23 protein-coding genes and 1 riboswitch are annotated in these 23,128 nt (G+C 72.1%); of the genes, 14 read left to right on the top strand and 9 right to left on the bottom strand.

Annotation, left to right across the window (positions count from 1 at the left end; all coding sequences use genetic code 11):
* Positions 1-13 precede the first annotated feature (13 nt).
* Positions 14-907 carry a L,D-transpeptidase family protein gene (locus ACZ50K_RS29730; RefSeq protein WP_468908545.1) on the top strand — a complete coding sequence of 298 codons (894 nt, stop codon included), beginning with the start codon at positions 14-16 and terminating at the stop codon, positions 905-907.
* 175 nt (positions 908-1,082) lie between these two features.
* On the opposite strand, the gene ACZ50K_RS29725 is transcribed toward ACZ50K_RS29730, so the two are convergent.
* The gene (locus tag ACZ50K_RS29725) at positions 1,083-2,228 is read right to left on the bottom strand and encodes a hypothetical protein (protein ID WP_468908543.1); all 1,146 of its coding nucleotides are present in this window, start codon (positions 2,226-2,228) and stop codon (positions 1,083-1,085) included.
* Entirely contained in the window at positions 2,228-2,968 is a 741-nt protein-coding gene (locus tag ACZ50K_RS29720; RefSeq protein WP_468908611.1) for an RNA polymerase sigma factor, read from the bottom strand. Before ACZ50K_RS29720 ends, ACZ50K_RS29725 begins: the two co-directional genes overlap by 1 nt.
* Before the next feature lie 455 nt (positions 2,969-3,423).
* On the opposite strand from ACZ50K_RS29720, the gene ACZ50K_RS29715 reads away from it, so the two are divergent.
* From ACZ50K_RS29715 to ACZ50K_RS29665, 11 genes are all read left to right on the top strand, one after another.
* Positions 3,424-3,903 carry a 2-oxo-4-hydroxy-4-carboxy-5-ureidoimidazoline decarboxylase gene (locus tag ACZ50K_RS29715; RefSeq protein WP_468908541.1) on the top strand — a complete coding sequence of 160 codons (480 nt, stop codon included), beginning with the start codon at positions 3,424-3,426 and terminating at the stop codon, positions 3,901-3,903.
* Between the two features lie 133 nt (positions 3,904-4,036).
* Positions 4,037-4,417: a succinate dehydrogenase, cytochrome b556 subunit gene (sdhC, locus tag ACZ50K_RS29710; RefSeq protein ID WP_468908539.1), complete on the top strand. Its 381-nt coding sequence runs from the start codon at positions 4,037-4,039 to the stop codon at positions 4,415-4,417.
* A 5-nt stretch (positions 4,418-4,422) separates the two neighbouring features.
* Positions 4,423-4,905, top strand: coding sequence for a succinate dehydrogenase hydrophobic membrane anchor subunit (locus tag ACZ50K_RS29705; RefSeq protein ID WP_468908538.1), 483 nt, complete (start codon positions 4,423-4,425; stop codon positions 4,903-4,905).
* Positions 4,906-4,931: 26 nt separating this feature from the next.
* Positions 4,932-6,686 carry a succinate dehydrogenase flavoprotein subunit gene (gene sdhA, locus ACZ50K_RS29700; protein WP_468908536.1) on the top strand — a complete coding sequence of 585 codons (1,755 nt, stop codon included), beginning with the start codon at positions 4,932-4,934 and terminating at the stop codon, positions 6,684-6,686.
* Positions 6,686-7,453, top strand: a complete 768-nt coding sequence (locus tag ACZ50K_RS29695; protein WP_468908534.1) for a succinate dehydrogenase iron-sulfur subunit — start codon at positions 6,686-6,688, stop codon at positions 7,451-7,453. Before sdhA ends, ACZ50K_RS29695 begins: the two co-directional genes overlap by 1 nt.
* A 100-nt stretch (positions 7,454-7,553) precedes the next feature.
* Positions 7,554-8,096 (top strand): hypothetical protein, encoded by a 543-nt coding sequence (locus ACZ50K_RS29690; protein WP_468908532.1) that lies wholly within the window; start codon positions 7,554-7,556, stop codon positions 8,094-8,096.
* A 16-nt stretch (positions 8,097-8,112) separates the two neighbouring features.
* Entirely contained in the window at positions 8,113-8,874 is a 762-nt protein-coding gene (locus ACZ50K_RS29685) for an alpha/beta fold hydrolase (RefSeq protein ID WP_468908531.1), read from the top strand.
* Positions 8,875-8,944: 70 nt separating this feature from the next.
* Positions 8,945-11,290 carry a hypothetical protein gene (locus ACZ50K_RS29680; protein ID WP_468908529.1) on the top strand — a complete coding sequence of 782 codons (2,346 nt, stop codon included), beginning with the start codon at positions 8,945-8,947 and terminating at the stop codon, positions 11,288-11,290.
* Positions 11,291-11,388: 98 nt separating this feature from the next.
* Positions 11,389-11,793 (top strand): hypothetical protein, encoded by a 405-nt coding sequence (locus tag ACZ50K_RS29675; protein ID WP_468908527.1) that lies wholly within the window; start codon positions 11,389-11,391, stop codon positions 11,791-11,793.
* A 3-nt stretch (positions 11,794-11,796) separates the two neighbouring features.
* Complete coding sequence (locus ACZ50K_RS29670) at positions 11,797-12,240, top strand: thiol-disulfide oxidoreductase DCC family protein (protein ID WP_468908526.1); 444 nt, start codon at positions 11,797-11,799, stop codon at positions 12,238-12,240.
* A gap of 11 nt (positions 12,241-12,251) precedes the next feature.
* Positions 12,252-12,998: a TetR family transcriptional regulator gene (locus ACZ50K_RS29665; protein ID WP_468908524.1), complete on the top strand. Its 747-nt coding sequence runs from the start codon at positions 12,252-12,254 to the stop codon at positions 12,996-12,998.
* On the opposite strand, the gene ACZ50K_RS29660 is transcribed toward ACZ50K_RS29665, so the two are convergent.
* The 3 genes from ACZ50K_RS29660 to ACZ50K_RS29650 form a co-directional block, all read right to left on the bottom strand.
* On the bottom strand, positions 12,985-14,541 hold the full coding sequence (locus ACZ50K_RS29660; RefSeq protein WP_468908522.1) for an ABC transporter substrate-binding protein: 1,557 nt from the start codon (positions 14,539-14,541) through the stop codon (positions 12,985-12,987). The two genes, ACZ50K_RS29665 and ACZ50K_RS29660, sit on opposite strands and share 14 nt — an antisense overlap.
* 91 nt (positions 14,542-14,632) lie before the next feature.
* Positions 14,633-15,955 (bottom strand): metallophosphoesterase, encoded by a 1,323-nt coding sequence (locus tag ACZ50K_RS29655; RefSeq protein ID WP_468908609.1) that lies wholly within the window; start codon positions 15,953-15,955, stop codon positions 14,633-14,635.
* Complete coding sequence (locus ACZ50K_RS29650; RefSeq protein WP_468908520.1) at positions 15,955-16,212, bottom strand: SCO4848 family membrane protein; 258 nt, start codon at positions 16,210-16,212, stop codon at positions 15,955-15,957. Before ACZ50K_RS29650 ends, ACZ50K_RS29655 begins: the two co-directional genes overlap by 1 nt.
* A gap of 121 nt (positions 16,213-16,333) precedes the next feature.
* Here ACZ50K_RS29650 and ACZ50K_RS29645 point away from each other — a divergent pair, with 121 nt between their 5' ends.
* Positions 16,334-17,623: a D-alanyl-D-alanine carboxypeptidase family protein gene (locus ACZ50K_RS29645; protein ID WP_468908518.1), complete on the top strand. Its 1,290-nt coding sequence runs from the start codon at positions 16,334-16,336 to the stop codon at positions 17,621-17,623.
* Here ACZ50K_RS29645 and ACZ50K_RS29640 read toward each other — a convergent pair.
* The 4 genes from ACZ50K_RS29640 to ACZ50K_RS29625 all read right to left on the bottom strand — a co-directional run bounded on the left by ACZ50K_RS29640 (position 17,562) and on the right by ACZ50K_RS29625 (position 21,679).
* Positions 17,562-18,509 carry a YihY/virulence factor BrkB family protein gene (locus ACZ50K_RS29640; RefSeq protein WP_468908516.1) on the bottom strand — a complete coding sequence of 316 codons (948 nt, stop codon included), beginning with the start codon at positions 18,507-18,509 and terminating at the stop codon, positions 17,562-17,564. The genes ACZ50K_RS29645 and ACZ50K_RS29640 overlap by 62 nt on opposite strands.
* A 136-nt stretch (positions 18,510-18,645) precedes the next feature.
* Complete coding sequence (locus ACZ50K_RS29635; protein ID WP_468908514.1) at positions 18,646-19,233, bottom strand: 2'-5' RNA ligase family protein; 588 nt, start codon at positions 19,231-19,233, stop codon at positions 18,646-18,648.
* Between the two features lie 104 nt (positions 19,234-19,337).
* Complete coding sequence (gene trpS, locus ACZ50K_RS29630) at positions 19,338-20,351, bottom strand: tryptophan--tRNA ligase (protein ID WP_468908512.1); 1,014 nt, start codon at positions 20,349-20,351, stop codon at positions 19,338-19,340.
* A 62-nt stretch (positions 20,352-20,413) separates the two neighbouring features.
* On the bottom strand, positions 20,414-21,679 hold the full coding sequence (locus ACZ50K_RS29625; protein WP_468908510.1) for a serine hydroxymethyltransferase: 1,266 nt from the start codon (positions 21,677-21,679) through the stop codon (positions 20,414-20,416).
* A gap of 34 nt (positions 21,680-21,713) precedes the next feature.
* A riboswitch (ZMP/ZTP riboswitch) is annotated at positions 21,714-21,804 on the bottom strand.
* 112 nt (positions 21,805-21,916) lie between these two features.
* On the opposite strand from ACZ50K_RS29625, the gene rocD reads away from it, so the two are divergent.
* On the top strand, positions 21,917-23,122 hold the full coding sequence (gene rocD / locus ACZ50K_RS29620; protein WP_468908508.1) for an ornithine--oxo-acid transaminase: 1,206 nt from the start codon (positions 21,917-21,919) through the stop codon (positions 23,120-23,122).
* Positions 23,123-23,128: the final 6 nt, after the last annotated feature.

The raw sequence follows: 23,128 nt of genomic DNA, 5'->3' as shown, positions 1-23,128 counted from the left end.
GGGGGACGAAGAAATGCAGCGCAGCAGAATCATCATCCGCACACTGGGAGCGGCCACCGCCGTGGTGCTCGCCGCCGGGGCGACGGCCTGCGGGCCGCAGGCCCCGAAGCCCGCGGCACCGGCCGCCCTGGGCCCGTCCGCCGCCGGCGGCGGCAGCCCGGCGGCCACCCCCTCACAGGACGACAAGCCCGGCGGCTCCTCGGCCTCGCCCTCCGCGACGGAGTCCGCTTCGCCCTCCGCATCGGGCTCGCCCTCCGCCTCCGCCACCCCGTCGGTCTCCTATGTGATGGCCAACGGCGACGAGAGCGAGAAGGTCCGCGAGCTCCAGGCCCGGCTGCGGCAGCTCAAGCTGCTGAAGACCGCGCCCACCGCCTTCTACGGGAGCAAGACCACGGCCGCGGTGAAGGCCTTCCAGCGCGGGCACGGGCTGGAGGTCACCGGCGGGGTGGACAAGGCCACCTGGCAGCAGATCCAGGACGCCAGCCGCAAGCCCACCACCGACGAGCTGCGCCCGCCCACCACCAACGAGCTGGCCGCCCCGGACCCGCGCTGCCTGACCGGGCGGGTGATGTGCATCAGCAAGGAGAGCCGCACCCTGGCCTGGATGATCGACGGCAAGGTGGTCTCCTCCATGGACGTCCGGTTCGGCTCCGAGAACACCCCGACCCGCGAGGGCCTGTTCGCCGTGGACCGCAAGGAGCGGGAGTGGACCTCGACGATCTACCACACCCCGATGCCCTACGCGATGTTCTTCAGCGGCGGCCAGGCGGTGCACTACTCGGCCGACTTCGCGGCCCGCGGCTACAACGGCGCCTCGCACGGCTGCGCGAACGTCCGGGACAAGGCCAAGCTGTCCGCCCTGTTCGACCAGGTGAAGGTCGGCGACAAGGTCGTCGTCTACTGGTGAGCCCGGACCGGTGAGCCGGAGCCCGGCGGGGACGTAGGGGGCGCGGGCAGGGCCGGGGGAACGTGCCCCGCCCGCGCCGGATGCGCAGAGCCCAGAGGTACGGGGGGAACCCCGGCTCATGCGCGGCCGATGACCAGTCGGCTCAATATGTACTGCGCCAAGGGTTCGAGAAGTGTTACAGCCGGGTGTCCCCGGCCCTTTCCCTGCGCTCCGGACGGTCGGCGCCACCGGTCCGGTCCGCCGGTTTCCGGCTGAGCTCGGGGGCCGGGACGGGGCCCTGGGCCGGGGGCGCCTGGGGCGGGCGGACCGTGCCGGGCGGGAGCTTCATGATGTCGCCGCCGGGGCCGGTGGAGTCGTCCGTGCGGGAGCCCGGACCGGAGCCGTCGGTGCCCCGGCCGCCCTCCCGGTCCCCGTCGGAACCGCCGTCCAGCAGCCGGTCGCAGAACCGGGCCATCCGCTCGGCACCCTTGGCGGCCCGGCTCAGCAGGACCCGGCGGTCGGTGTCCAGCCGGCCGGCCCGGAGGTCCCGGCAGAGGTCCGCGATCCGGATCCCGCGGTCCCGGTCGCGCTCCCTGGTGGTGCTCCCGGTGGCGGTGGGGTCCGGCTTCCGTTCTCCGGCGGGGGTCTCGCCGCCGCGGTGCCGGCCGGTGTCCCCGGTGCCGCCGGGATCCCCGGAACCGTCCGTCGGCGTGCCGGTGGGACCGGTGCCCTCGGGGTCGCCGGTCCGGTCCGTGCCGTCGCCGCGGTCCGGTCCGCCGGACCTCAGGAGGCGGCCGTCCGGGGTGAGTCCGGGCGCGGCGGTGCCGCCGGCCTCCTCCGGGGGACCGCTGGGGAGCGGCCCGACGGTGAGCGAAACCGCAGGCCGGGGGGATGCGGTGGGATGGAGCGCGCGGTCCAGGAGTCCGGTGCCGGCCGCGGCGGCCACCCCGCCGACGGCCACGCTCGCCAGTGCGGCGGCCAGGCCCAGCCGGAAGGAGCGGTTCGGCGGCGACGGTGCGGGGGCGCGGTCCGGGGAGCCCGCGGGTGCGGCGAGCGAGACCAGCGGCTCGGTACGGCCGGGGCCGCCGGGGCCGGGTTCCGGTTCGGGTTCCGCATGGGGGTCCGCGGGGAGCCGGGCGGCCCGGAAGGCGGCCAGCGCGGCGTTCTCGCCCCGGGCCTCGCGGCCGGGCGGGGTGCTGGGCGGGACCAGTTCCTCCAGCGCCCGGCGCAGCCGGGCCACCTGCTCCCGGGCCGTTCGATCGGCCACCGGTCCGACCGGTTCGCCGCGCAGCAGTTTCTCCGCTACGGCTCTCTCCAGCCATCTGGTGCGATCGTCGGCCATCACATGTCCTTCTGCGTCCGCCAACGTGATTGCGTCACACCGGTTTGCCTTACGAGTTCACCGCCGGGTGCGCGCTGCGCCGGTACGGCGTCCAGATCGCGCGGACCTGGGGGGCCGCCGGGTCCCCCGGGGCGGCCTCCGGCATTATCCCCGACTTCCGGTCCGGGCTCCGTTCCCGAGTCCGTTCCGGGCTCGTCCCCGATCAGTTCCGCCAATCGTTTCAAGCCACGGTGGGCGGCGGTGCGGACGGCTCCGGGGCGCTTGCCGAGGGCCTCGGCGGCGCTCTTGGCGTCCAGTCCGACCACCACCCGCAGCACCACGGCCTCGGCCTGGTCCTGCGGGAGCTGGGCTATGAGGGCCATGGTGCGTCCGGTGGCGAGCGCCTCCATGGCCTCGCCCGCGGTGTCGCAGTCGGCGGCGTGTCCGGTGAGCTCGCTCTCGTCCCCGCCGATGGCCGGGCGGCGGCCGCGCATCCGCATGTGGTCCAGGGCCCGGTTGCGGGCGATCCGGGCGGTCCAGCCGCGGAAGCGGTCGGCGTCACCGGCGAAGGAGTCCAGGTCTCGGGCTATCTGCAGCCAGGCCTCGGAGGTGACGTCCTCGGCGTCGCCGTCGCCGACGAGCGTCCGTACGTATCCGAGCAGGCGCGGGTGCACGGCGCGGTACACAGTACGGAACGCGCTCTCGTCGCCGTGCTGTGCCGCGAGCACCGCGGCGGTCAGCTCCGCGTCGTCCCCCAGCAAAGTCCCCAACCCGTTCACTGTCCTGTACGTCCTGCGCAAATCAGCACGTTACGGCGTCGAAGGACCTACGTCCACGAGTTGTACAACGGGCAACCATCCATGCGCGCAGCGAGGTGTGACACAAAACGCACTCGGGACGCTGACAGGGGTACGGGCTTGTCGCACGAGCCCGTGTCGGAGCGCGACCGGGGCCTCTCCTGTGGGGGGTGGCGGTCCCGGTCGCCTCCTCCGCCGCTCCCCCGGCCCCCCGCCGGCCGGCCGCCGCGCCCGCCGTCCGATCTCATCCGGGTGAAATCCCCCCGTCGCGGGCCGCGCACCCGCCTCCGCGTCGATAGCGTTGCGGCACACCCCGACACGTCCCGAGGAGCCCCCCGCTGTCCAGCCACCTCCCGGCCCAGGTCCGCGGCAGCGCGCTCGCCCGGTTCAACGCGGCGCCCGCCGGGTCCGCGGAGCGGATGCTGCTGCTCTGCTGCGGCAGCCGCCGCTGGGCCCACCGGCTGGCGGCGCACCGGCCCTACCCGGACCTGGGCGCGCTGCTGGCCGCCGCGGACGAGGCCTCGTACGACATGTCCCAGGCCGATCTGACGGAGGCGCTGGGCGCCGAGTACTCGGCGGAGCTGCACGAGGGCGCGCCGTACGCGGCCCGGCTGGCCCTGGAGGCGGCCCTGTCCGCGTACGAGCTCAGGTTCGGGCACGCCTTCGTGATCTGCCTGGAGGAGCACCCGGTGGAGGAGCACCCGGACCAGGTGCTGGCCGGGATCCGGCGCCGGATGGGCCACGAGGGGGACGAGGAGCGGGCCGTCTCCGCGGACGAACTCCGGCGACTCGCCCGGGCCCGGCTGGCGGCGCTGACCGAAATGCCGGGAGCACTGGAAACGATGGGCCCGGAATCACCCTGTTCGCCCTTGTGGGATAGCCCGTCCGTGCCTGTTTGATCACACCGATGGCCCCCGCGCGAAGGAACCGACAAGTCGTCGCTACGATGTCCGGGGCCGGAGGACCGTACCCGGCCGGGCCCGACCGACAACGAAGCCGGCTGGCCCCCGCCCCGCTTCCGGAGGGTTTTCCGTGCCGGCTGGAACGTTGTACCGCGGCCGGGAAGGAATGTGGTCCTGGGTGGCTCATCGAGTCACCGGCGTCCTCATCTTCTTCTTCCTGTTCGTACACGTCCTCGACACCGCTCTCGTCCGCGTCTCCCCCGAGGCGTACGACGATGTCGTGGCTACCTACAAGACTCCGATCGTCGCGCTGCTGGAGTACGGCCTCGTGGCCGCCATCATCTTCCACGCGCTCAACGGTCTCCGTGTCATCGCCGTGGACTTCTGGTCCAAGGGCCCGCGCTACCAGAAGCAGATGCTCTGGACCGTCGTGGGCATCTGGGCCGTGACCATGGCCTACTCCGTGTTCCCCGTCCTGGGTCACGCCGCCGAAGAACTGTTCGGGAAGTGACGCGCATGTCCTCTGACACGTCTTCCGCACCGGGCATCGGCGAGGTGGAGGGTGTCGCCCTCTACGACGTCGACAACCCCGCCCCGTACATCGAGGCGCCGCGCAAGCGCACCTCCAAGACGCCGAAGTCGACCCGCGGCAACTTCGAGATGGCCGCGTGGCTCTTCATGCGCCTCTCGGGCATCGTGCTGGTCGTCCTCGTCATCGGCCACCTGATCATCCAGCTGGTGCTGGACGGCGGCGTGTCCAAGGTCGGCTTCGCCTTCGTGGCCGGCCGCTGGGCCTCGCCGTTCTGGCAGGGCTGGGACCTGCTGATGCTGTGGCTGGCCATGCTGCACGGCTCGAACGGCCTGCGTACCGTCATCAACGACTACGCGGAGCGCGCCAACACGCGGCTGTGGCTGAAGGGCCTGCTCTACACCGCCACGGTGTTCACCATCCTTCTGGGCACGCTGGTGATCTTCACCTTCGACCCGAACATCCGCTAGGCAACGGGGCTGAGGCGACCAATCTCATGAAGATCCACAAGTACGACACCGTCATCGTCGGCGCCGGCGGCGCCGGCATGCGCGCCGCCATCGAGGCGACGAAGCGCAGCCGCACCGCCGTGCTGACGAAGCTGTACCCCACCCGCTCCCACACGGGCGCCGCGCAGGGCGGCATGGCCGCCGCGCTGGCCAACGTGGAGGAGGACAACTGGGAGTGGCACACCTTCGACACGGTCAAGGGCGGTGACTACCTGGTCGACCAGGACGCCGCCGAGATCCTGGCGAAGGAGGCCATCGACGCCGTCCTCGACCTGGAGAAGATGGGCCTGCCGTTCAACCGCACCCCGGACGGCACCATCGACCAGCGCCGCTTCGGCGGCCACAGCCGCGCCCACGGCGAGGCCCCGGTCCGCCGGTCCTGCTACGCCGCGGACCGCACCGGCCACATGATCCTCCAGACGCTGTACCAGAACTGCGTCAAGGAGGGCGTGGAGTTCTTCAACGAGTTCTACGTCCTGGACCAGCTGATCACCGAGGTCGACGGGGTCAAGCACTCCGCCGGCGTCGTCGCGTACGAGCTGGCCACCGGCGAGATCCACGTCTTCCAGGCGAAGTCCGTGATCTACGCCTCCGGCGGCACCGGCAAGTTCTTCAAGGTGACCTCCAACGCGCACACCCTCACCGGTGACGGCCAGGCGGCCTGCTACCGGCGCGGGCTGCCGCTGGAGGACATGGAGTTCTTCCAGTTCCACCCGACGGGCATCTGGCGCATGGGCATCCTGCTGACGGAGGGCGCCCGCGGTGAGGGCGGCATCCTCCGCAACAAGGACGGCGAGCGCTTCATGGAGAAGTACGCGCCGGTCATGAAGGACCTCGCGTCCCGTGACGTGGTCTCGCGCTCCATCTACACCGAGATCCGCGAGGGCCGCGGCTGCGGTCCGGCCGGGGACCACGTGTACCTGGACCTGACCCACCTGCCGCCGGAGCAGCTGGACGCCAAGCTGCCGGACATCACCGAGTTCGCGCGCACCTACCTGGGCATCGAGCCGTACACCGACCCGATCCCGATCCAGCCCACCGCGCACTACGCCATGGGCGGCATCCCGACCAACGTCGAGGGTGAGGTCCTCAGCGACAACACCACCGTCGTCCCGGGCCTGTACGCGGCCGGCGAGGTCGCCTGCGTGTCGGTGCACGGCGCCAACCGCCTGGGCACCAACTCGCTGCTGGACATCAACGTGTTCGGCAAGCGCTCCGGCATCGCGGCCGCCCGGTACGCGGCCGAGAACGACTACGTCGAGCTGCCGGAGAACCCGGCCCAGCTGGTGGTCGACCAGGTCGAGCGGCTCCGCGAGTCCACCGGCAACGAGCGGGTGGCCGACCTGCGGCTGGAGCTGCAGGAGACCATGGACGCCAACGTCATGGTGTTCCGCACCGAGCAGACCATCAAGACGGCGGTCGAGAAGATCGCGGAACTGCGCGAGCGCTACAAGAACGTGGCCGTGCAGGACAAGGGCAAGCGGTTCAACACCGACCTGCTGGAGGCCATCGAGCTGGGCAACCTGCTCGACCTGGCCGAGGTCATGGCGGTGTCGGCGCTGGCCCGCAAGGAGTCCCGCGGCGGTCACTACCGCGAGGACTACCCCAACCGCGACGACGTCAACTTCATGCGCCACACCATGGCGTACCGCGAGGTCGGGGCCGACGGCTCGGACTCGGTCCGGCTCGACTACAAGCCGGTCGTCACGACCCGCTACCAGCCGATGGAGCGTAAGTACTGATGGCAACCCCGACCCTGTCGAAGACGGACGAGATGGAGGCGGCGGCCGCGGCCTCCCCGTTCATCACCGTCACCTTCCGGATCCGCCGCTTCAACCCCGAGGTCTCGGACCAGTCGGAGTGGCAGGACTTCCAGATCGAGATCGACCCGAAGGAGCGCGTGCTCGACGGTCTCCACAAGATCAAGTGGGACCTGGACGGCACGCTGACCTTCCGCCGGTCGTGCGCGCACGGCATCTGCGGCTCCGACGCGATGCGGATCAACGGCAAGAACAGGCTCGCCTGCAAGACGCTGATCAAGGACATCAACCCGGAGAAGCCCATCACCGTCGAGGCCATCAAGGGCCTCACGGTGATGAAGGACCTCATCGTCGACATGGAGCCCTTCTTCCAGGCGTACCGGGACGTCATGCCGTTCCTGGTCACCAAGGGCAACGAGCCGACCCGCGAGCGCCTGCAGTCCGCCGAGGACCGCGAGCGCTTCGACGACACCACCAAGTGCATCCTGTGCGCCGCGTGCACCTCCTCGTGCCCGGTGTTCTGGAACGACGGGCAGTACTTCGGCCCGGCGGCGATCGTCAACGCGCACCGCTTCATCTTCGACTCGCGCGACGAGGCCGGTGAGCAGCGGCTGGAGATCCTGAACGACAAGGACGGCGTGTGGCGCTGCCGCACCACGTTCAACTGCACCGACGCCTGCCCGCGCGGCATCGAGGTCACCAAGGCCATCCAGGAAGTCAAGCGCGCCCTGATCACGCGCCGCTTCTGACCCTCCCCGCGGCCAGCGGTCCGCGGAAGCACCCGACCCCGTCCCGGAGTTCGATCCGGGGCGGGGTCGCGGTGCGTCCGCCGCCCGTAGGATCGACGGTATGAGCGAGCAGCAGCCGAATCCGTACGCGGACGGTCCCGGACAGGACGCCTACAAGTGGGGCCCCGGGAACCCCAGTTACGGATATCCGCAGCCGTATCCGGAGCCGCGGCCCTACGCCGCCCACCCGCAGCCGCAGGCGCACCCGCAGGCCTATCCGGGGCCCTATCCGGCGGTGCCGCCCCCGCCGGGGTTCGGCGGGGGCGCCGGCTTCCAGCTCGCGGACATCAGCATCGTCGGCGACCAGATCATCACCCCGTCCGGGCCGATGCCCCTCAAGGGAGCGGTCTGGAACGCCGTGGACTTCTCCCGGACCGAGGAGAAGATCCCGGCCCACGCCATCGTGCTGGCCATCGTGTTCGCGCTGTTCTGCCTGATCGGCCTGCTGTTCCTGATGATGAAGGAGCGGGTCACCGTCGGATACGTGCAGGTGACGGTCAGCAGTGCCGGCCGGCACCACTCGGCGATGATCCCGGCGACCGGCCCGATGGTCTTCCCCTGGGTCATGAACCAGGTGAATATCGCTCGCTCCCTGAGCATCTGACCGGCATGATCACCGGATGATCGTTTCTCATGATGTGGACGGGCCGGCCGACGGCCCCGCCGTGGTCCTGCTGCACTCCTCCGTCTGCGACCGCCGGATGTGGGACGCCCAACGGGGCCCGCTGGCCGCGGCCGGGTACCGGGTGGTCCGGCTGGACTTCCGGACCTGCGGGCAGTCCCCGGCGGCCACCGCCCCCTACTCCGACGAGGGCGACGTCCTGGCCCTGCTGGACTCCCTCGGGATCGGGCGGGCGGCCTTCGTCGGCGCCTCCTACGGCGGCCGGGTCGCCCTGCGGATCGCCGCACTGCACCCCGGGCGGACCGAGCGGCTGGTGCTGCTCTGCACCGCCGTGCCCGGGCAGCAGTACACCGAGGACGTCAAGGCCTTCGGCGCGGAGGAGGACGCCCTGCTGGACGCCGGGGACCTGGACGGGGCGGTGGCCCTGAACATCCGCACCTGGCTGGGCCCGGAGGCGGACGCGGCGGCCCGGGAGCTGGTCGCCGAGATGCAGGCGGGAAACTTCGCCGGGGGCCTGGCGGCGGCCGCGGCGGGCGGGGAGTTCGAGCTGCCCGAGCCGGAGGTGGACCTCGGGGCGGTGACGGTGCCCGCCTCGGTGGTCGGCGGGGCGCTGGACCTGCCCGGGTTCCTGGCGGTCTCCCGCGAGCTGGGCGGGCTGCTCCCGAACGCCACGTACACCGAACTCCCCTGGGCCGGGCACCTGCCGGCCCTGGAGCGTCCGGACGAGACCACGAAGCTGCTGCTGGACCTGCTGCGCTGAGCCGGCCCGCGGCCGCCCCGGTTCCGACCAAGGGCTGACACAGGCGTGGACGCCCTGTCAGCCTGGTCCGATGGACCAAGGGGCGGGGCAGGCACGGACGCAGGGCCGGACGCAGGGGCAGGAGCGGGGACCGCAGCGGGGGACGCCGCGGTGGGCGGGCGCGGTCGAGGTGGTCGTGCCGGGGATGGGGCTGCTGGACCGCCAGGAGGCGCTCCAGCCCTCCGGGATCCTGCTGGTCAGCGGGGACGACCGGGCGGGGACCTACCGGACGGCCGGGGAGCGGGAGCCCGGCCCGGGGGTGGTGCGGGAGGTGTACGACTGGTCCCGGCTGACGATCGGCGGGGCCACCCGGGCGCTGTGGCTGTTCCTGCTGCCCTTCCTGCTGGTCAACCAGGTCGCCTGGATGCAGCCGTTCCGGCTGGACCGGCGGGTGGCCTCCGGGCTGTACCGCTGGCTGGCGCAGTTGTTGGGGCTGTCGCTGACGGTGCTGGCGGTCGCGGTGTTCGCCCAGGGGGCGATGGACCAGCTGGTCTGGCAGTGCGGGCCCGACGGTCCGGTCGCAGCGGTGTGCAAGGAGGGCAACCCGCTGGTCCACTTGGTACGGAGGGTCGGGACCACGACCGGGATGCTGCTCGCCACGCTGGTGCCGGTGGTGGGGCTGGCGGTGATGGCCTTCAGCGCCCGGGACGGCCGTGGGGAGTACCGGTCGGTGCGGCGGACGGCCGTGGTGGGCGGTGACCCCTGGCAGGAGGTGCGCCGGGACGAGCGGCGGCCCCAGGGGCCGCTGACCGCCCCGCTGTTCTGGGAGTACAACTGGCGGGCGCGCGGTCTGGCGGCCCGCCATCTGTGCGCCGGGACGCTGACCCTGGCCATGCTGCTGTCGATGACCGGGTACCGGGGCGGGGCCGGGCACGGCACGGGGCGGCTGCTGTTCTGTGTGATCGGCGCGGGGTCCCTGCTGATCGCGGGAGGCTCCTGGTGGTGGCCGGGCCGGCTCGGGGAGCGCGTGGTGGGGGCTGTCTGCGTGCTGGCCCTGGCGGGTTCGGCGGTGTACTACGCGTCCTCGGGCGAGCAGCGCGGCCGCAGGGAGATGCTGCCCGGGTCGGAGGGGCTGATCACGGTTCTGCTGCTGGGCCAGGTGCTGCTGCTGGTGGTGATGGCCGTGCTGTGCGTGTTCGTACGGCGGGATCCGGCGGACCGACCGGCACTGCGCGGGCTGGCCGGGGTGGCGATGGGCGTGGTCGCCTGCTTCAGCGGCTGGCTCTGTTCCACGGCGCTGCTGCTGTGGAACCAGGACTGGCTGACCACCGACCCGGTACGGCAGGAGGTCGTGCTGCCCGACGCGATCCAGGCCAACGCGGCCGCCCTGCCGATGATCACGGTGCTGGCGGTCGTACTGACCGTGCTGGGATTCGGGCTGCTGGCCGCCCACCGCTGGTGGCAGGCCCGGCCGTGGCCGCGTACGGAGGCGGAGCGGGAGACGCACGAGGAGCGGCGGCAGGCGCTGCGGCTGGAGCGGGCCCGGGCCTCGGCGGCCGGTGATCCGGCGCGGCTGCTGGTCCGTCTGGAGCGGGGGCTGGCGGCGGTGGCCGGGCTGATCCTGCTGGTGCTGATCGTGTTCGGGCCGCTGGCGTACGACGACCCCGACTTCCTGTCGTCGCGGTACCAGGAACTGATGGCGGACGGGCTGCGGCTGCTGGTATCGCTGGGCTCCTCCATGCTGGTGGCGCTGATCATCCTGGTGCTGCTGGTGGCCCGGACCATCGTGCTGCGGGCCGAGTCGCGGCGGTACACCGGGATGCTGTGGGCCTTCGGGGCGTTCTGGCCGCGCTCCGGGCACCCGTTCACCCCGGCCACCTGGACGGCCCGGGGCATCCCGGAGACGACGCACCGGCTGAGGGCCCTGCTGGACGGCCGGCCGGAGGCGCGGGTGCTGCTGCACGGGCATTCGATGGGGGCGATGATCTCGGTGCTGGCGCTGTGGCAGGCGGATCCCGGGTACCGGCCGCGGGTCGCCCTGCTGACCACCGGCTGTCCGCTGACCAGCTTCTTCCGGCGGCACTATCCGGCGTACGTGACGGCGGAGGCGGTGGCGGAGCTGGCGGCCGCGGCCGGCCGGGGCGGTCCGGAGGGGCTGGCCGGGTGGGCGAACGTGCGGCGGGACACGGACGTGCTGAGCGGGGCGGTCGGGCACGGGCTGGACCGGCCCCGGTGGCCGGACGGGGTGGACCCGGCGGCCCCGCGGGGGTCCGGTCCGCGGCCGCGGGACGCCGCGCGGCCGGTGTTCGTGCCGTTGCAGCGGCACGACCTCTACCGGGTGGACCCGCGGATGGAGGCGGTCCGGGCCGAGCTGCTGGACCGCCTCACCACCCCCGGCGCCCCGCCGCCGATCCCGTCCCAGCAGCCCCGCCCCTAAGAGCCTGAACTTGTTCAAAAACAGGGCTTGAACTTGTTCAAAACCAGCCCTACAGTCAGTCATGCCCAAGGTTTGAACACGTTCAAGGAGGCGGGGGCATGACCTTCACCGTGGTCGCGTACGTCATCTATCTGCTCATCAGCGTCGGCCTCACCGTCTGGGTGGCCCGCACCCTCAGCCGCAACGGCCGGATCTTCATCTCCAGCGTGCTGAACGGGGACGAGAAGCTCGCCGACGCCGTCAACCACCTGCTGGTGGTGGGCTTCTACCTGGTCAACCTCGGCTTCGTGGCGCTCTACCTCAAGGCCGCCGACACCATCGACGACACCCAGTCGCTCTTCGAGGCCCTCTCGGTCAAGCTCGGGGTGGTCCTGCTGGTCCTCGGGGTCATGCACCTGGGCAACGTCTGGGTGCTCAACAGGATCCGCCGGCGGAGCCTGATGGACCGCCAGCAGACCCCGCCGGTCGCCCCGCAGGGCTGGACCGCGCCGGCCGGGGCCTGAGCCGTGCCGGGGACCCCCGCGCCGACCCGGCCGGTGCGCCGGCTGACCGTGCTCTACGACGCCGGCTGCCCGCTCTGCGTGCACATCCGGCACTGGCTGCTGGGACAGCGCGTCCTGGTGCCCCTGCGCCTGCTGCCGGCCGGGTCCTTCGCGGCCCGCGGCCGGTACCCGGAGCTGGACCACGAGGCCACCCTCCGCGAGATCACCGTGATCGGGGACTCCGGGCAGGTGTGGACCGGCACCGACGCGTTCATCGTCTGCCTCTGGGCCCTGGCCGAGCACCGGCCCAAGGCCGACTGGCTGGCCACCCCGGCGGGGCGGCCGTTCGCCCGGGCCACCATGCTGGCCGCCGCCGCCTGGCGGCAGGCCACCCGGCGGGACCATCCGGACGGCCCGGCCGCCGGGGAACCGGCGGCCTGTGACGAGCACTGCGCCGCTCCCGGATAGGCTCGGGAACCGTGACGGAACCCAAGGCCGCGAAGAGCGAGCAGACCCGGACGCTCATCCTCGAAACCGCGCTCCGGCTCTTCCAGGAGCGCGGTTACGACAAGACGACCATGCGGGCCATCGCCAAGGAGGCCGGCGTCTCGGTCGGCAACGCCTACTACTACTTCGAGTCCAAGGAACACCTGGTCCAGGGGTTCTACGACCGGATCGGCGCCGCCCACCAGGCGGCCGTCCGGCCCATCCTGGACCAGGAGACCGATCTCCAGACCCGGCTGGCCGGGGTGCTGACCGCCTGGCTGGACATCGCCGCCCCCTACCACGAGTTCGCCGCCCAGTTCTTCAAGAACGCGGCGGACCCCGAGAGCCCGCTCAGCCCGTTCTCCGCGGAGTCCGAGCCGGCCCGCAAGCAGGCCATCGACATGCACCGCGAGGTGCTGGCCGGGGCGAAGACCAAGGTTCCCGCCGAACTCGCCGACCAGCTGCCCGAGCTGATGTGGCTGTCCCAGATGGGACTGGTCCTCTACTGGGTCTTCGACCGCTCGGAGAACAGCGAGCGGACCCGCAGGCTCGCCCAGCGCGGCGCGCAGCTCACCACCCGCGGGATCGTGCTGGCCCGGTTCCGGGTGCTGCGCCCGCTGGTGAAGGAGGTCCACGAACTGTTCACGGACTTCCTCCCGGGCATGGCCCAGACGGCGGCCGCCCGCAAGGGCCGGCCCTCCGGCCAGACGGCCCGGGAGTCGCCGGTCAGAGCCAGTTGAGGTCCCAGAGGCGCCACACCCCGGTGCCGTCGGAGAGGTGCTGGATGCCGGTGACGGCCTCCCGGGAGAGCACGTAGTCCTTCTTCTGCCAGAGCGGGAGCATCGGCACCCGCTCGGCCACCAGCCGCTGCGCCTCACGGAAGTCGCCGGCCGCCTCGGCCCGGTTGCCGAAGGCCTGGGTGCGGGTGATCAGGCCGTCGATGGCCTTGTCGGAGAAGCCGTTGTTCATGCTGGAGCCGGCACCGACCAGCGGGGCGGTGAAGTTGTCCGGGTCCGGGAAGTCCGCGATCCAGCCGATGTTGTAGACGTCGTACTTGGCGGCCGCGTAGCCCTCCTGGAAGTCCTGCCACTCCTTCACCGCCTCCGTCCGCACCCGGAACAGGCCGGAGGACTCCAGCTGCCGCTTGATCTCGGCGGCCTCGGCGACGTTCGCCCCGCGCATGTTGAAGCCCAGGCTGAAGGAGACCGGGGTGGAGATCCCGGCGTCCTTCAGGAGCTTCTTGGCGACCGCCGCGCTGGGCTCCTGGTAGGAGTCGAAGAACGGGGTGCTGTGGCCGCTGACGCCCTGCGGGATCAGCGAGTACAGCGGCTCCACGGTCCCGCTGTACGTCTCCCTGGACAGCTTGCCGCGGTCCAGCAGCGCGGCAACCGCCTTGCGGGCGGCCGGCTCGGCCATGGGGGTGCCCGGCCGGACGTTGAAGACCATGTTGCGGATCTCGGTGCCGCCCGACTCCTGGTAGCGGACGTCCTCCATGCCAGGGTTCAGGGCGGCCAGCACGGCCGGCGGCAGCTCCCGGTGGGCCACGTCCACCTGGCGGGTCTCCCAGGCCCCGTTGAGCTCCTCCGAGCCGTCGTAGTACCGGACGGTGACCGGCACGTGCGCGGGCTTGGCCTCGCCCGCGTAGCCGGAGTTGGGGACCAGCTCGGCCTGGATGCCCGGCTTGTAGGACTTCAGGGTGTACGGGCCGGAGCCGTCCAGTCCGTCGCCCTCGCGGAGCGCGTCGGCCGGGTACTTCTCCCGGTCCACGATCGAGCCCGCACCGGTGGCGATCTTGAACGGGAAGGTGGCGTCCCGGGTCGACAGGTTGAAGGTGACCTTCCGGCCCTCGGCCTTGACCGAGGCGAGGGTGTTCAGCAGCGGCCCCGGGCCCTGGTCCGACTTGATCTTCTTGATCCGGTCGAAGGAGAACTTCACGTCCTCGGCGGTGATCGCCCGGCCGTTGGAGAACTTCACGCCGGGGCGCAGCTCGCACTGGTAGGTGGTGAGCTTCTGGCCGATGAACCCGCAGGCGGAGGCGGCGTCCGGGACCGGCTGCTCGGAGCCCGCCTTGATGGTCATCAGCGACTGGTAGACGTTGCTGTAGAGCGCCCAGGAGCCGGCGTCGTAGGCCCCGGCGGGGTCCAGCGAGGAGGCGACGTCGGTGGTCCCCACCCGGATCGCGTCGTTCTTCTCCGCGCCGCCCGGCAGCAGCTGCCAGGTCGCGACCCCGGCGACGGCGAGGACCAGCCCGCCCACGATGACCTTGGAACGGACTGCCCGCACCCTGCACTCACCCCTCATGTGTCCGAATACCGGTCACCCAATCACGGAAAATTCCGGGACGGAAGGGCGTTTCGCTACCAACTCGTCAGGTCTATGCCTGATATGAGGCGAGTTCTACCAGCGTGATATCGGACGGGGCCCCGACCCGGACCGGCGGGCCCCACGCCCCGGCTCCCCGGGACACGTACAGCTGGGTGTCCCCGTACTGCTCCAGGCCGGCCACGGTGGGGTTGGCGAGCTCGGCGAGGTAGTTGCCGGGCCAGAGCTGCCCGCCGTGGGTGTGGCCGGATAGTTGCAGGTCGACCCCGTGCTTCACCGCGTCGTGGATCACCACCGGCTGGTGGGCGAGCAGCACCGAGGTCCGGGAGCGGTCCCGGTCGCCGAGCGCCCGGGCGAAGTCCGGGCCCTGCCCCTCGCTCTCCCCCGCGATGTCGTTGACCCCGGCGAGATCGAAGTACGGCAGCTCCCGGCGGGCGTTCTCCAGGGGGTGCAGGCCCAGTTCGCGGACGTGGTCCACCCACTGCTCGGCGCCGGAGAAGTACTCGTGGTTGCCGGTGACGAAGAAGGCCCCGTGCCGGGCCCGCAGCCGGGCGAGGGGTTCGGCGGCCCGGCCGAGGTCCGCCACCGAGCCGTCGACCAGGTCGCCGACCACGGCGATCAGATCGGGCTGGGTCCCGTTGACGGCCGCGACGATCCGCTCGGTGTGGGCGCGGCCGAGGACCGGCCCGAGGTGCACGTCGCTGACCACGGCGATCCGGAACCCGTGGGCCGCCCGGGGCAGCCGGGCCAGCGGCACGGTGACCCGCTTGACCCGGGGTCCGCGCAGCACCCCGTACGTCCCGTAGCCGACGGTCCCTGCGGAGGCGGCGACCGCCGCCCCGGCCAGCGCCCGTGCCACGAACACCCGCCGCGTCGGCCCGGCCACGGGCTTGGCCACGGGCTCGGGCTCGGCGGTGGTGGCGGCCGGGGCCGGGCCCTGCGGGGCCTTCCCCTCCCCGCCCCTTCCCGGAACCGGGGCCTGCGGCCCCGGACCCCGCCCGGCGGGGGGCTCCCCGGCGTGGGCCCGGGCTTCGCCGGTGGCCGAGCCGGCCGGCTCGGAGCGGCGGCGGAGCAGGAGCAGGCGCAGGGGTTCCGTCACCAGGACGGCCAGGGTGAGGTACAGGAGGACGGCCAGCCAGAGGTAGCCGGGCCAGGCCACCGTCTGCTGGAGCCAGAAGGGGGCGCCGGCCCGGCCGGCGACCAGCGCGGCCAGGGACAGCAGCGGCAGGGTCCAGGCGGCGGCCGTGCCCGCGCGGCGGAGGCCGGAACCGGCCGCCGTGGTGTCACGGACCAGCCGCACCCACAGCCAGCGGTGCACCAGCACCAGCAGGGCCAGGACGGCGGCGGCGACCAGGACGAACAGCAGCACCGCCATCACGCACCGCCCGTACGTGATTCACGCCGCAGCGCCCGGACCCCGCGCAACCCGATCCACCCCACGGCCGTCCCCAGGAGAAAGGACGTGATCGCGAGCGTCAGGTGCACCCAGAAGTACCCGGTCGGATCGCCCGCGTCGTCGAAGGCCAGGCCGCTGCCGTCCTTCCACAGGTTCCGAACGAAGGTCACCCAGATGAACCAGCTCCAGACCCCGAAGGCGAGCAGGAACCAGGAGGCGGCGCGGCCGAGTTTCATGCCTCCAGTATCCGTTCCGTCCCCAGGACGGACGCGTCGGGGTGGGCCGTCCCGGCGGTCGTTGCGGCTTGTTGGCCCAACGGAGCGTGCAGTACGAAAAAATGAAGGTAATTTCACCATCGTGTCTGCAAAGAAGACCGTACTGATGGTCATGTCCGCCGCGCTGCTGCTCCCCGGCGTGCTCGCGGCCCCCGCGTACGCCGACGACCCCAAGCCCGGCTCCAAGCCGCCCGCCAAGGCTCCGGCGAAGACGCCCGGGAAACCGCCGGCGAAGGCCCCCGCGCCGCCCGCGCACATGTCCACCGTCGGCGGCACCCGGCTGGGCCAGCCCGGCACCCAGGTGAACCTGCTGCCGGGCGCCCCCGCCCTGCCCACCGGGCTGAGCGGGCGCTCCTGGATCGTCGCGGACGCCGAGTCGGGCGAGGTCCTCGCCTCGTACAACGCGCACTGGCGGCTGCCCCCGGCCTCCACCCTGAAGATGCTCTTCGCGGACACCGTGCTGCCGACCCTGCCCAAGGAGAAGGTCCACAAGGTCGGCTACGAGGAGACCGAGGGCGTCGGCCCGGGCTCCAGCACCGTCGGCATCAAGGAGGGCCTGGAGTACTCGGTCCACGACCTGTGGCTGGGCGTGTTCCTGCGCTCCGGCAACGACGCCGTGCACGTCCTCTCCGCCATGAACGGCGGGATCGACAAGACCGTCAAGGACATGCAGGAGCACGCCGAGGAGCTCCAGGCCCTGGACACCCATGTGGTGACCCCGGACGGCTACGACGCCCCCGGCCAGGTCTCCAGCGCCTACGACCTGACCCTGATCGCCCGCTCCGGGATGCAGAAGAAGGACTTCCGGGAGTACGCGGGCACCGCCGTCGCCCAGTTCCCCGGCGAGATGAAGGGCGGCGCGCCCCGCGACACCTTCGAGATCCAGAACACCAACCGGCTGATGACCGGCGCGGGCGGGATCGCCCCGTACAAGGGGATCGCCGGGGTGAAGAACGGCACCACCAGCATGGCCGGCTCCACCTTCACCGGCATCGCCCAGCGCGGGGACCGCAAGCTGCTGGTCACCGTGATGAACCCGGGCACCGGCGGGCTGAACTCGGTCTACGAGGAGACGGCGGAACTGTTCGACTGGGGCTTCGCGGCGGCCGGCAAGGTCCGGCCGGTGGGCGAGCTGGTACCGCCCAAGAGCGCGGACACCGGCCCGCACGGCTCCCCCGCCCAGTCCCACGACGAGACCCCCGCGAAGGACGGCGGGGCGGTGGCCGGCGAGGAGGCCGGCGGCGGGTTCGGCACCGCCCTGGCGGTGTCCGGCGGCGCGCTGGCGCTGCTGGCCGGCGGCGGTTTCCTGGTCAACCGGCGGTGGCCGCGCCGCGCCCGGGGCCGGCAGACGGCCCGTCGCCCCCAGGAGTGAATTCCGCGGCCGGAGCGGCTCCCCGGTGGGAGCGCTCCGGCTCGCTGTCGGTGGCCGTCCAGGAGGCGCAGTAGAGCAGCAGCTTCGCCGTGAAGTTGATCCACAACAGCAGGGCGATGGGCACCCCGAAGGCCCCGTACATGCTCTTCGCCGCGACCTCCCGCATATAGCCGCTGAGCAGCAGTTTCAGCAGTTCGAACCCGGCCGCGCCGATCAGCGCGGCCTGGATCAGCCGGGGCCTGGGCGGCTGCACCCCCGGCAGCAGGGTGAGCAGGTAGAGCAGCAGCAGGAACGCGGCGAGCACCCCGACCAGGAAGGCGGCGGCGCGCAGCAGCACCCCGCCGGCCCCGTGCTCGGGGACGCCCAGCCAGCGGGCGCCCCGGCCGACCGCGCTGGCGCCGAGGACGGAGGCGGCGGCGGAGGCCAGTCCGGCGCCGCCGAGCCCGAGCAGGACCAGGGCGTCCTTGCCCTTGCGGACGAAGGGGTTGCCGTCCTCGTCGTCCTTGTCCCAGACGGCGCGCAGGCAGTCCCGCATGGAGCCGACCCAGCCGATGCCGGTGAAGAGCAGGATCGCGCCGGCCACCAGGCCGATGGTGGCCGCGTTGGCGACCAGGGCGCCGATGTCGAGCTGCTCGGAGATCCCGGGGACCTGTTCGGCAAGCGTGTCCTCCAGCTTCTTCAGCTGGTCGGGGCTGAGCAGCGCCGCGCCGACCGCGGCGGCGACGGTGATCAGCGGGAACAGGGCGAGGAAGCTGATGAAGGTGATGGCGGCGGCCAGCCGGCTCCAGTGCACCCGCTCCAAACGTTCGTAGGAGCGCCACGGATGAGTGAGCGTCAGGCGGGTCAGCAGCGGACCGATGACGGGGAGGTTCTTCAGCCAGTCCATGCGCCCACCGTAATTGAGGGTTCGCAAATAGCCGGGATCGCCGCTTTCGGGCGCTACGGTCGTCGACTGTGACTTTTCGCCCGATGCACGTCCTGGTCCTGCGCCGGCTCCTCTTCCTGGCGCTGCGCGCCCTCCCTCAGGGGCGGCGTGCGGCGGGCTCGTCGACCGGGGAGCCGAGCTGTGCCGGGACCCCGGTCGGGCCGGTGCCGAACGGGTACTCGCGGAGCTTGCGCCAGACCCCGTCGGAGCCCTGCTCGTAGAGGGCGAAGCCGGCGCAGGTCCAGTCGGCGGCGTAGTCGGCCAGGCCGGCGTAGGCCCGGTCCATCGCCTCCTCGGAGATCCCGTGGGCGACGGTGACGTGCGGGTGGTACGGGAAGGCCAGCTCGCGGCGGAGCGGGCCGTCGGGGTCGCGGACCTGGCTCTGGAGGCGGGTGCAGCCCTGGCCGCCCTCGACGACCTTGACGAAGACGACCGGGGAGAGCGGCCGGAAGGTGCCGGTGCCGGCCAGCCGCATCTGGAAGGGGCGGAAGGCCGCCGCGACCTCGGCGAGGTGGGCCCGGATCTCCGGGAGCCGGTCCGCGGCCACCTCGGTGGGCGGGACCAGGGTGACATGCGTGGGGATGCCGTGCGCGGCGGCGTCCCCGAAGCCGGCCCGCCGCTGCTGGAGCTGGCTGCCGTACGGCTCCGGGACCGCGATCGAAACGCCGAGCGTTACGGTCCCCACGGATGTCTCCTCGTGTGTCGTCGTCTCTGTGTGACGGCTGTGGTTCGGGTGTGCCGTCCCCAGTGTGGGGCCAGCACCCCCGTTCCTGCCAGGGCCGGAGGTGGTCAGTGCCGCGCGGGCAGGAATCCGAGCCGGTCGTAGGCCTGGGCGAGGGTGTCGGCGGCGACCGTGCGGGCCTTGGCCGCGCCCCTGGCCAGCACGGCGTCGAGCTCCGCCGGGTCGTCCAGGTACTCCTGGGTGCGCTGCTTGAAGGGTGTGACGAAATCGACCATCACGGCGGCCAGGTCGGTCTTCAGCGCGCCGTACCCCTTGCCCTGGTACTTCTCCTCCAGGACCGGGACGGTGGTGCCGGTCAGGGTGGAGTAGATGGTGAGCAGGTTGCTGATGCCGGGCTTGTTCTCGGTGTCGAAGCGGATCTCGGAGCCGGTGTCGGTGACCGCGCTCTTGATCTTCTTCTCGGTGGCCTTCGGCTCGTCGAGGAGGTTGACCAGGCCCTTGGGCGAGGAGGCCGACTTCGACATCTTGATCGCCGGGTCCTGGAGGTCGTAGATCTTCGCGACCTCCTTGACGATGTGCGCGGCGGGCAGCGTGAAGGTGGGGCCGAACCGCTGGTTGAAGCGCTCGGCGAGGTCGCGGGTCAGCTCGATGTGCTGGCGCTGGTCCTCGCCCACCGGCACGGCGTTCGCCTGGTAGAGCAGGATGTCGGCGACCTGGAGGATCGGGTAGGTGAACAGGCCGACGGTGGCGTTGTTGACCCCGCCCTTGGCGGACTTGTCCTTGAACTGGGTCATCCGGCTGGCCTCGCCGAAGCCGGTGATGCAGTTCATGACCCAGCCGAGCTGCGCGTGCTCGGGCACGTGGCTCTGGACGAAGAGGGTGCACCGCTCCGGGTCGAGGCCGGCGGCCAGCAGCTGGGCGGCGGAGAGCCGGGTGTTCTCCCGGAGCGCCGCCGGGTCCTGCGGCATGGTGATCGCGTGCAGGTCGACCACCATGTAGAAGGCGTCGTGCGTCTCCTGCAGGGCCACGTACTGGCGGATGGCTCCGAGGTAGTTCCCGAGGTGGAACGAACCGGAGGTGGGCTGGATACCGGAGAGCGCGCGAGGACGGTCAGAAGCCATGTCCCCATTGTCTCAGGTGCGGCGGCGGGGTCCGGCCCCGCCGCCGCACCCGAGAGGGCGGGCTAGCCGACCGGCAGGCCGGGGGCCGGGTACTCGGCCATGAGGGCGGAGACCTCGGCGGCGACGGCGGACAGCTCGGCCTCCCGGCCGGCGGCGGCCGCGGCGACGGCCCGCGCGATCCACCGGGCGACCTGCGGCATGTGCTCGGCGGTGAGCCCCCGGGAGGTCAGGGCCGGGGTGCCGATCCGGATCCCGGACGGGTCGAAGGGCTTGCGGGTGTCGAAGGGCACGGTGTTGTAGTTGACGACGATCCCGGCCCGGTCCAGGGCCTTGGCCGCGGTCTTGCCGGGGACCTCCTTGGCGGTGAGGTCGATCAGCACGAGGTGGTTGTCGGTGCCGCCGGACACCAGGTCGAAGCCCTCCGCCAGCAGGGCCTCGGCCAGCGCCCGGGCGTTGGCCACCACCTGGTGGGCGTAGGCGGTGAAGGAGGGCTGGGCGGCCTCCTGGAGGGCCACCGCGATCCCGGCGGTGGTCTGGTTGTGGGGGCCGCCCTGGAGGCCCGGGAACACCGCCTTGTCGATGGCCCTGGCGTGCTCGGCCCGGCACATCAGCATGGCGCCGCGCGGGCCGCGCAGGGTCTTGTGGGTGGTCGTGGAGATCACGTCGGCGTACGGCACCGGGGAGGGGTGGGCGCCGCCCGCGATCAGTCCGGCGATGTGCGCCACATCGGCGACCAGCACCGCGCCGGCCTCCTTGGCGATGGCGGCGAAGGCCTCGAAGTCGATGGTGCGGGGCAGGGCGGTGCCCCCGCAGAAGAGGATCTTCGGGCGTTCGGCGAGGGCCTGGTCGCGGACCGCGTCGTAGTCGATCAGCCCGGTGTCCCGCCGCACCCCGTACTGGACCCCGCGGAACCAGGAGCCGGTGGCCGAGACACCCCAGCCGTGTGTCAGGTGGCCGCCCATCGGCAGCGCCATGCCCATCACGGTGTCGCCGGGTTGTGCGAAGGCCAGGTAGACGGCGAGGTTGGCCGGGGACCCGGAGTAGGGCTGGACGTTCGCGTGGTCGGTGCCGAAGAGGCCCTTGGCCCGCTCGACGGCCAGGGCCTCGATCCGGTCGATGTTCTGCTGGCCCTCGTAGTAGCGGCGGCCCGGGTAGCCCTCGCTGTACTTGTTCTGGAGGACGGTCCCGGAGGCCTCCAGCACGGCGGCGGAGACGTAGTTCTCACTGGGGATCAGACGCAGGGTGTCCGCCTGGAGGCGTTCCTCGGCGGCCACCAGGGCGGCGAGCTCGGGGTCGGCGGCGAGCAGGGCGGGATGGCGCGCGGTCATGGCGGCTCCTCCGGGGTCGATGTCGATTCGTACCCCGCGAGGCCCAGGCGAGCGGCCCTGTGTGCGGACTGTTCGGCACGACTCCCCCGGAGTTGGTTCCCCGTACGCCAGTCGCCGTGCGTACCGCACACCTTAGCGGGCCCGACACAGGGGCGCTTCCGCCGTCCACCGGGAAGAGCGAGGATAGAAAGTGACGTCACCCACGTCACAGGTCAGGACGGACGAAACGGAGACCCCGTGTCGAGTACTGCTGATGCCATCCGATCCGCCGAGGCGCACAGCGCGCACAACTACCACCCGCTGCCGGTGGTCGTGAGCACGGCGGAGGGCGCCTGGATGACCGATGTCGAGGGCAAGCGGTACCTCGACATGCTCGCCGGGTACTCCGCGCTCAACTTCGGCCACGGCAACCGCCGGCTGATCGACGCCGCGAAGGCGCAGCTGGAGCGGGTGACCCTCACCTCGCGGGCCTTCCACCACGACCGGTTCGCCGAGTTCTGCACGGAACTCGCCGCGCTGTGCGGCAAGGAGATGGTCCTCCCCATGAACACCGGTGCGGAGGCGGTCGAGACCGCCGTGAAGACCGCTCGGAAGTGGGGGTACCAGGTGAAGGGGGTCCCGGACGGGCACGCCAAGATCGTGGTCGCCGCGGACAACTTCCACGGCCGGACCACCACCATCGTGTCCTTCTCCACCGACCACGAGGCCCGGGACCACTTCGGGCCCTACACCCCCGGTTTCGAGATCGTGCCGTACGGGGACCTGACCGCGCTGGCCGCGGCCGTCACCGAGAACACGGTGGCGGTGCTGCTGGAGCCGATCCAGGGCGAGGCCGGGGTGCTGGTCCCGCCGGCCGGCTATCTGCGGGGGGTCCGGGAGCTCACCCGGGAGCGGAACGTGCTCTTTCTGGCGGACGAGATCCAGTCCGGGCTGGGCCGCACCGGGAAGACCTTCGCCCTCGACCACGAGGAGGTCGTCCCCGACGTCTACATCCTGGGGAAGGCCCTGGGCGGCGGGGTGGTCCCGGTGTCCGCGGTGGTCGCCGACCGGGACGTGCTGGGGATCTTCCGCCCCGGCGAGCACGGCTCCACCTTCGGCGGGAACCCCCTCGCCTGCGCGGTGGCCCTGGAGGTGGTGGCGATGCTGCGCACCGGCGAGTACCAGCAGCGGGCCACCGAGCTCGGCGACCACCTGCACCAGGAGCTGGGGCTGCTGGTCGGCGGCGGCGCGGTGACCGCGGTCCGCGGCCGCGGCCTGTGGGCGGGCGTGGACATCGACCCGGCACACGGCACCGGGCGGCAGATCTCCGAGCGGCTGATGGAGCGCGGGGTGCTGGTGAAGGACACCCACGGCTCGACCATCCGGATCGCCCCGCCGCTGGTGATCTCCAAGGAGGACCTGGACTGGGGCCTCGACCAGCTGCGGGCGGTCCTGTCGGCCTGACCGCGG

Source organism: Streptomyces sp. NPDC033845 (assembly GCF_055576225.1).
Note: the sequence above shows the minus strand (reverse complement) of the source record. Positions and strands in the feature narration are given on the sequence as shown.

What these genes read in the sequence shown, in the direction of transcription:
- ACZ50K_RS29730 (WP_468908545.1), top strand. Translation starts at nt 14, where the DNA reads ATGCAGCGCAGCAGAATCATCATCCGCACACTGGGAGCGGCCACCGCC.
- ACZ50K_RS29725 (WP_468908543.1), bottom strand. Translation starts at nt 2,228, where the DNA reads ATGGCCGACGATCGCACCAGATGGCTGGAGAGAGCCGTAGCGGAGAAA.
- ACZ50K_RS29715 (WP_468908541.1), top strand. Translation starts at nt 3,424, where the DNA reads ATGCTGCTGCTCTGCTGCGGCAGCCGCCGCTGGGCCCACCGGCTGGCG.
- ACZ50K_RS29705 (WP_468908538.1), top strand. Translation starts at nt 4,423, where the DNA reads ATGTCCTCTGACACGTCTTCCGCACCGGGCATCGGCGAGGTGGAGGGT.
- sdhA (WP_468908536.1), top strand. Translation starts at nt 4,932, where the DNA reads ATGAAGATCCACAAGTACGACACCGTCATCGTCGGCGCCGGCGGCGCC.
- ACZ50K_RS29695 (WP_468908534.1), top strand. Translation starts at nt 6,686, where the DNA reads ATGGCAACCCCGACCCTGTCGAAGACGGACGAGATGGAGGCGGCGGCC.
- ACZ50K_RS29690 (WP_468908532.1), top strand. Translation starts at nt 7,554, where the DNA reads ATGAGCGAGCAGCAGCCGAATCCGTACGCGGACGGTCCCGGACAGGAC.
- ACZ50K_RS29685 (WP_468908531.1), top strand. Translation starts at nt 8,113, where the DNA reads ATGATCGTTTCTCATGATGTGGACGGGCCGGCCGACGGCCCCGCCGTG.
- ACZ50K_RS29680 (WP_468908529.1), top strand. Translation starts at nt 8,945, where the DNA reads ATGGACCAAGGGGCGGGGCAGGCACGGACGCAGGGCCGGACGCAGGGG.
- ACZ50K_RS29675 (WP_468908527.1), top strand. Translation starts at nt 11,389, where the DNA reads ATGACCTTCACCGTGGTCGCGTACGTCATCTATCTGCTCATCAGCGTC.
- ACZ50K_RS29655 (WP_468908609.1), bottom strand. Translation starts at nt 15,955, where the DNA reads ATGGCGGTGCTGCTGTTCGTCCTGGTCGCCGCCGCCGTCCTGGCCCTG.
- ACZ50K_RS29650 (WP_468908520.1), bottom strand. Translation starts at nt 16,212, where the DNA reads ATGAAACTCGGCCGCGCCGCCTCCTGGTTCCTGCTCGCCTTCGGGGTC.
- ACZ50K_RS29640 (WP_468908516.1), bottom strand. Translation starts at nt 18,509, where the DNA reads ATGGACTGGCTGAAGAACCTCCCCGTCATCGGTCCGCTGCTGACCCGC.
- trpS (WP_468908512.1), bottom strand. Translation starts at nt 20,351, where the DNA reads ATGGCTTCTGACCGTCCTCGCGCGCTCTCCGGTATCCAGCCCACCTCC.
- ACZ50K_RS29625 (WP_468908510.1), bottom strand. Translation starts at nt 21,679, where the DNA reads ATGACCGCGCGCCATCCCGCCCTGCTCGCCGCCGACCCCGAGCTCGCC.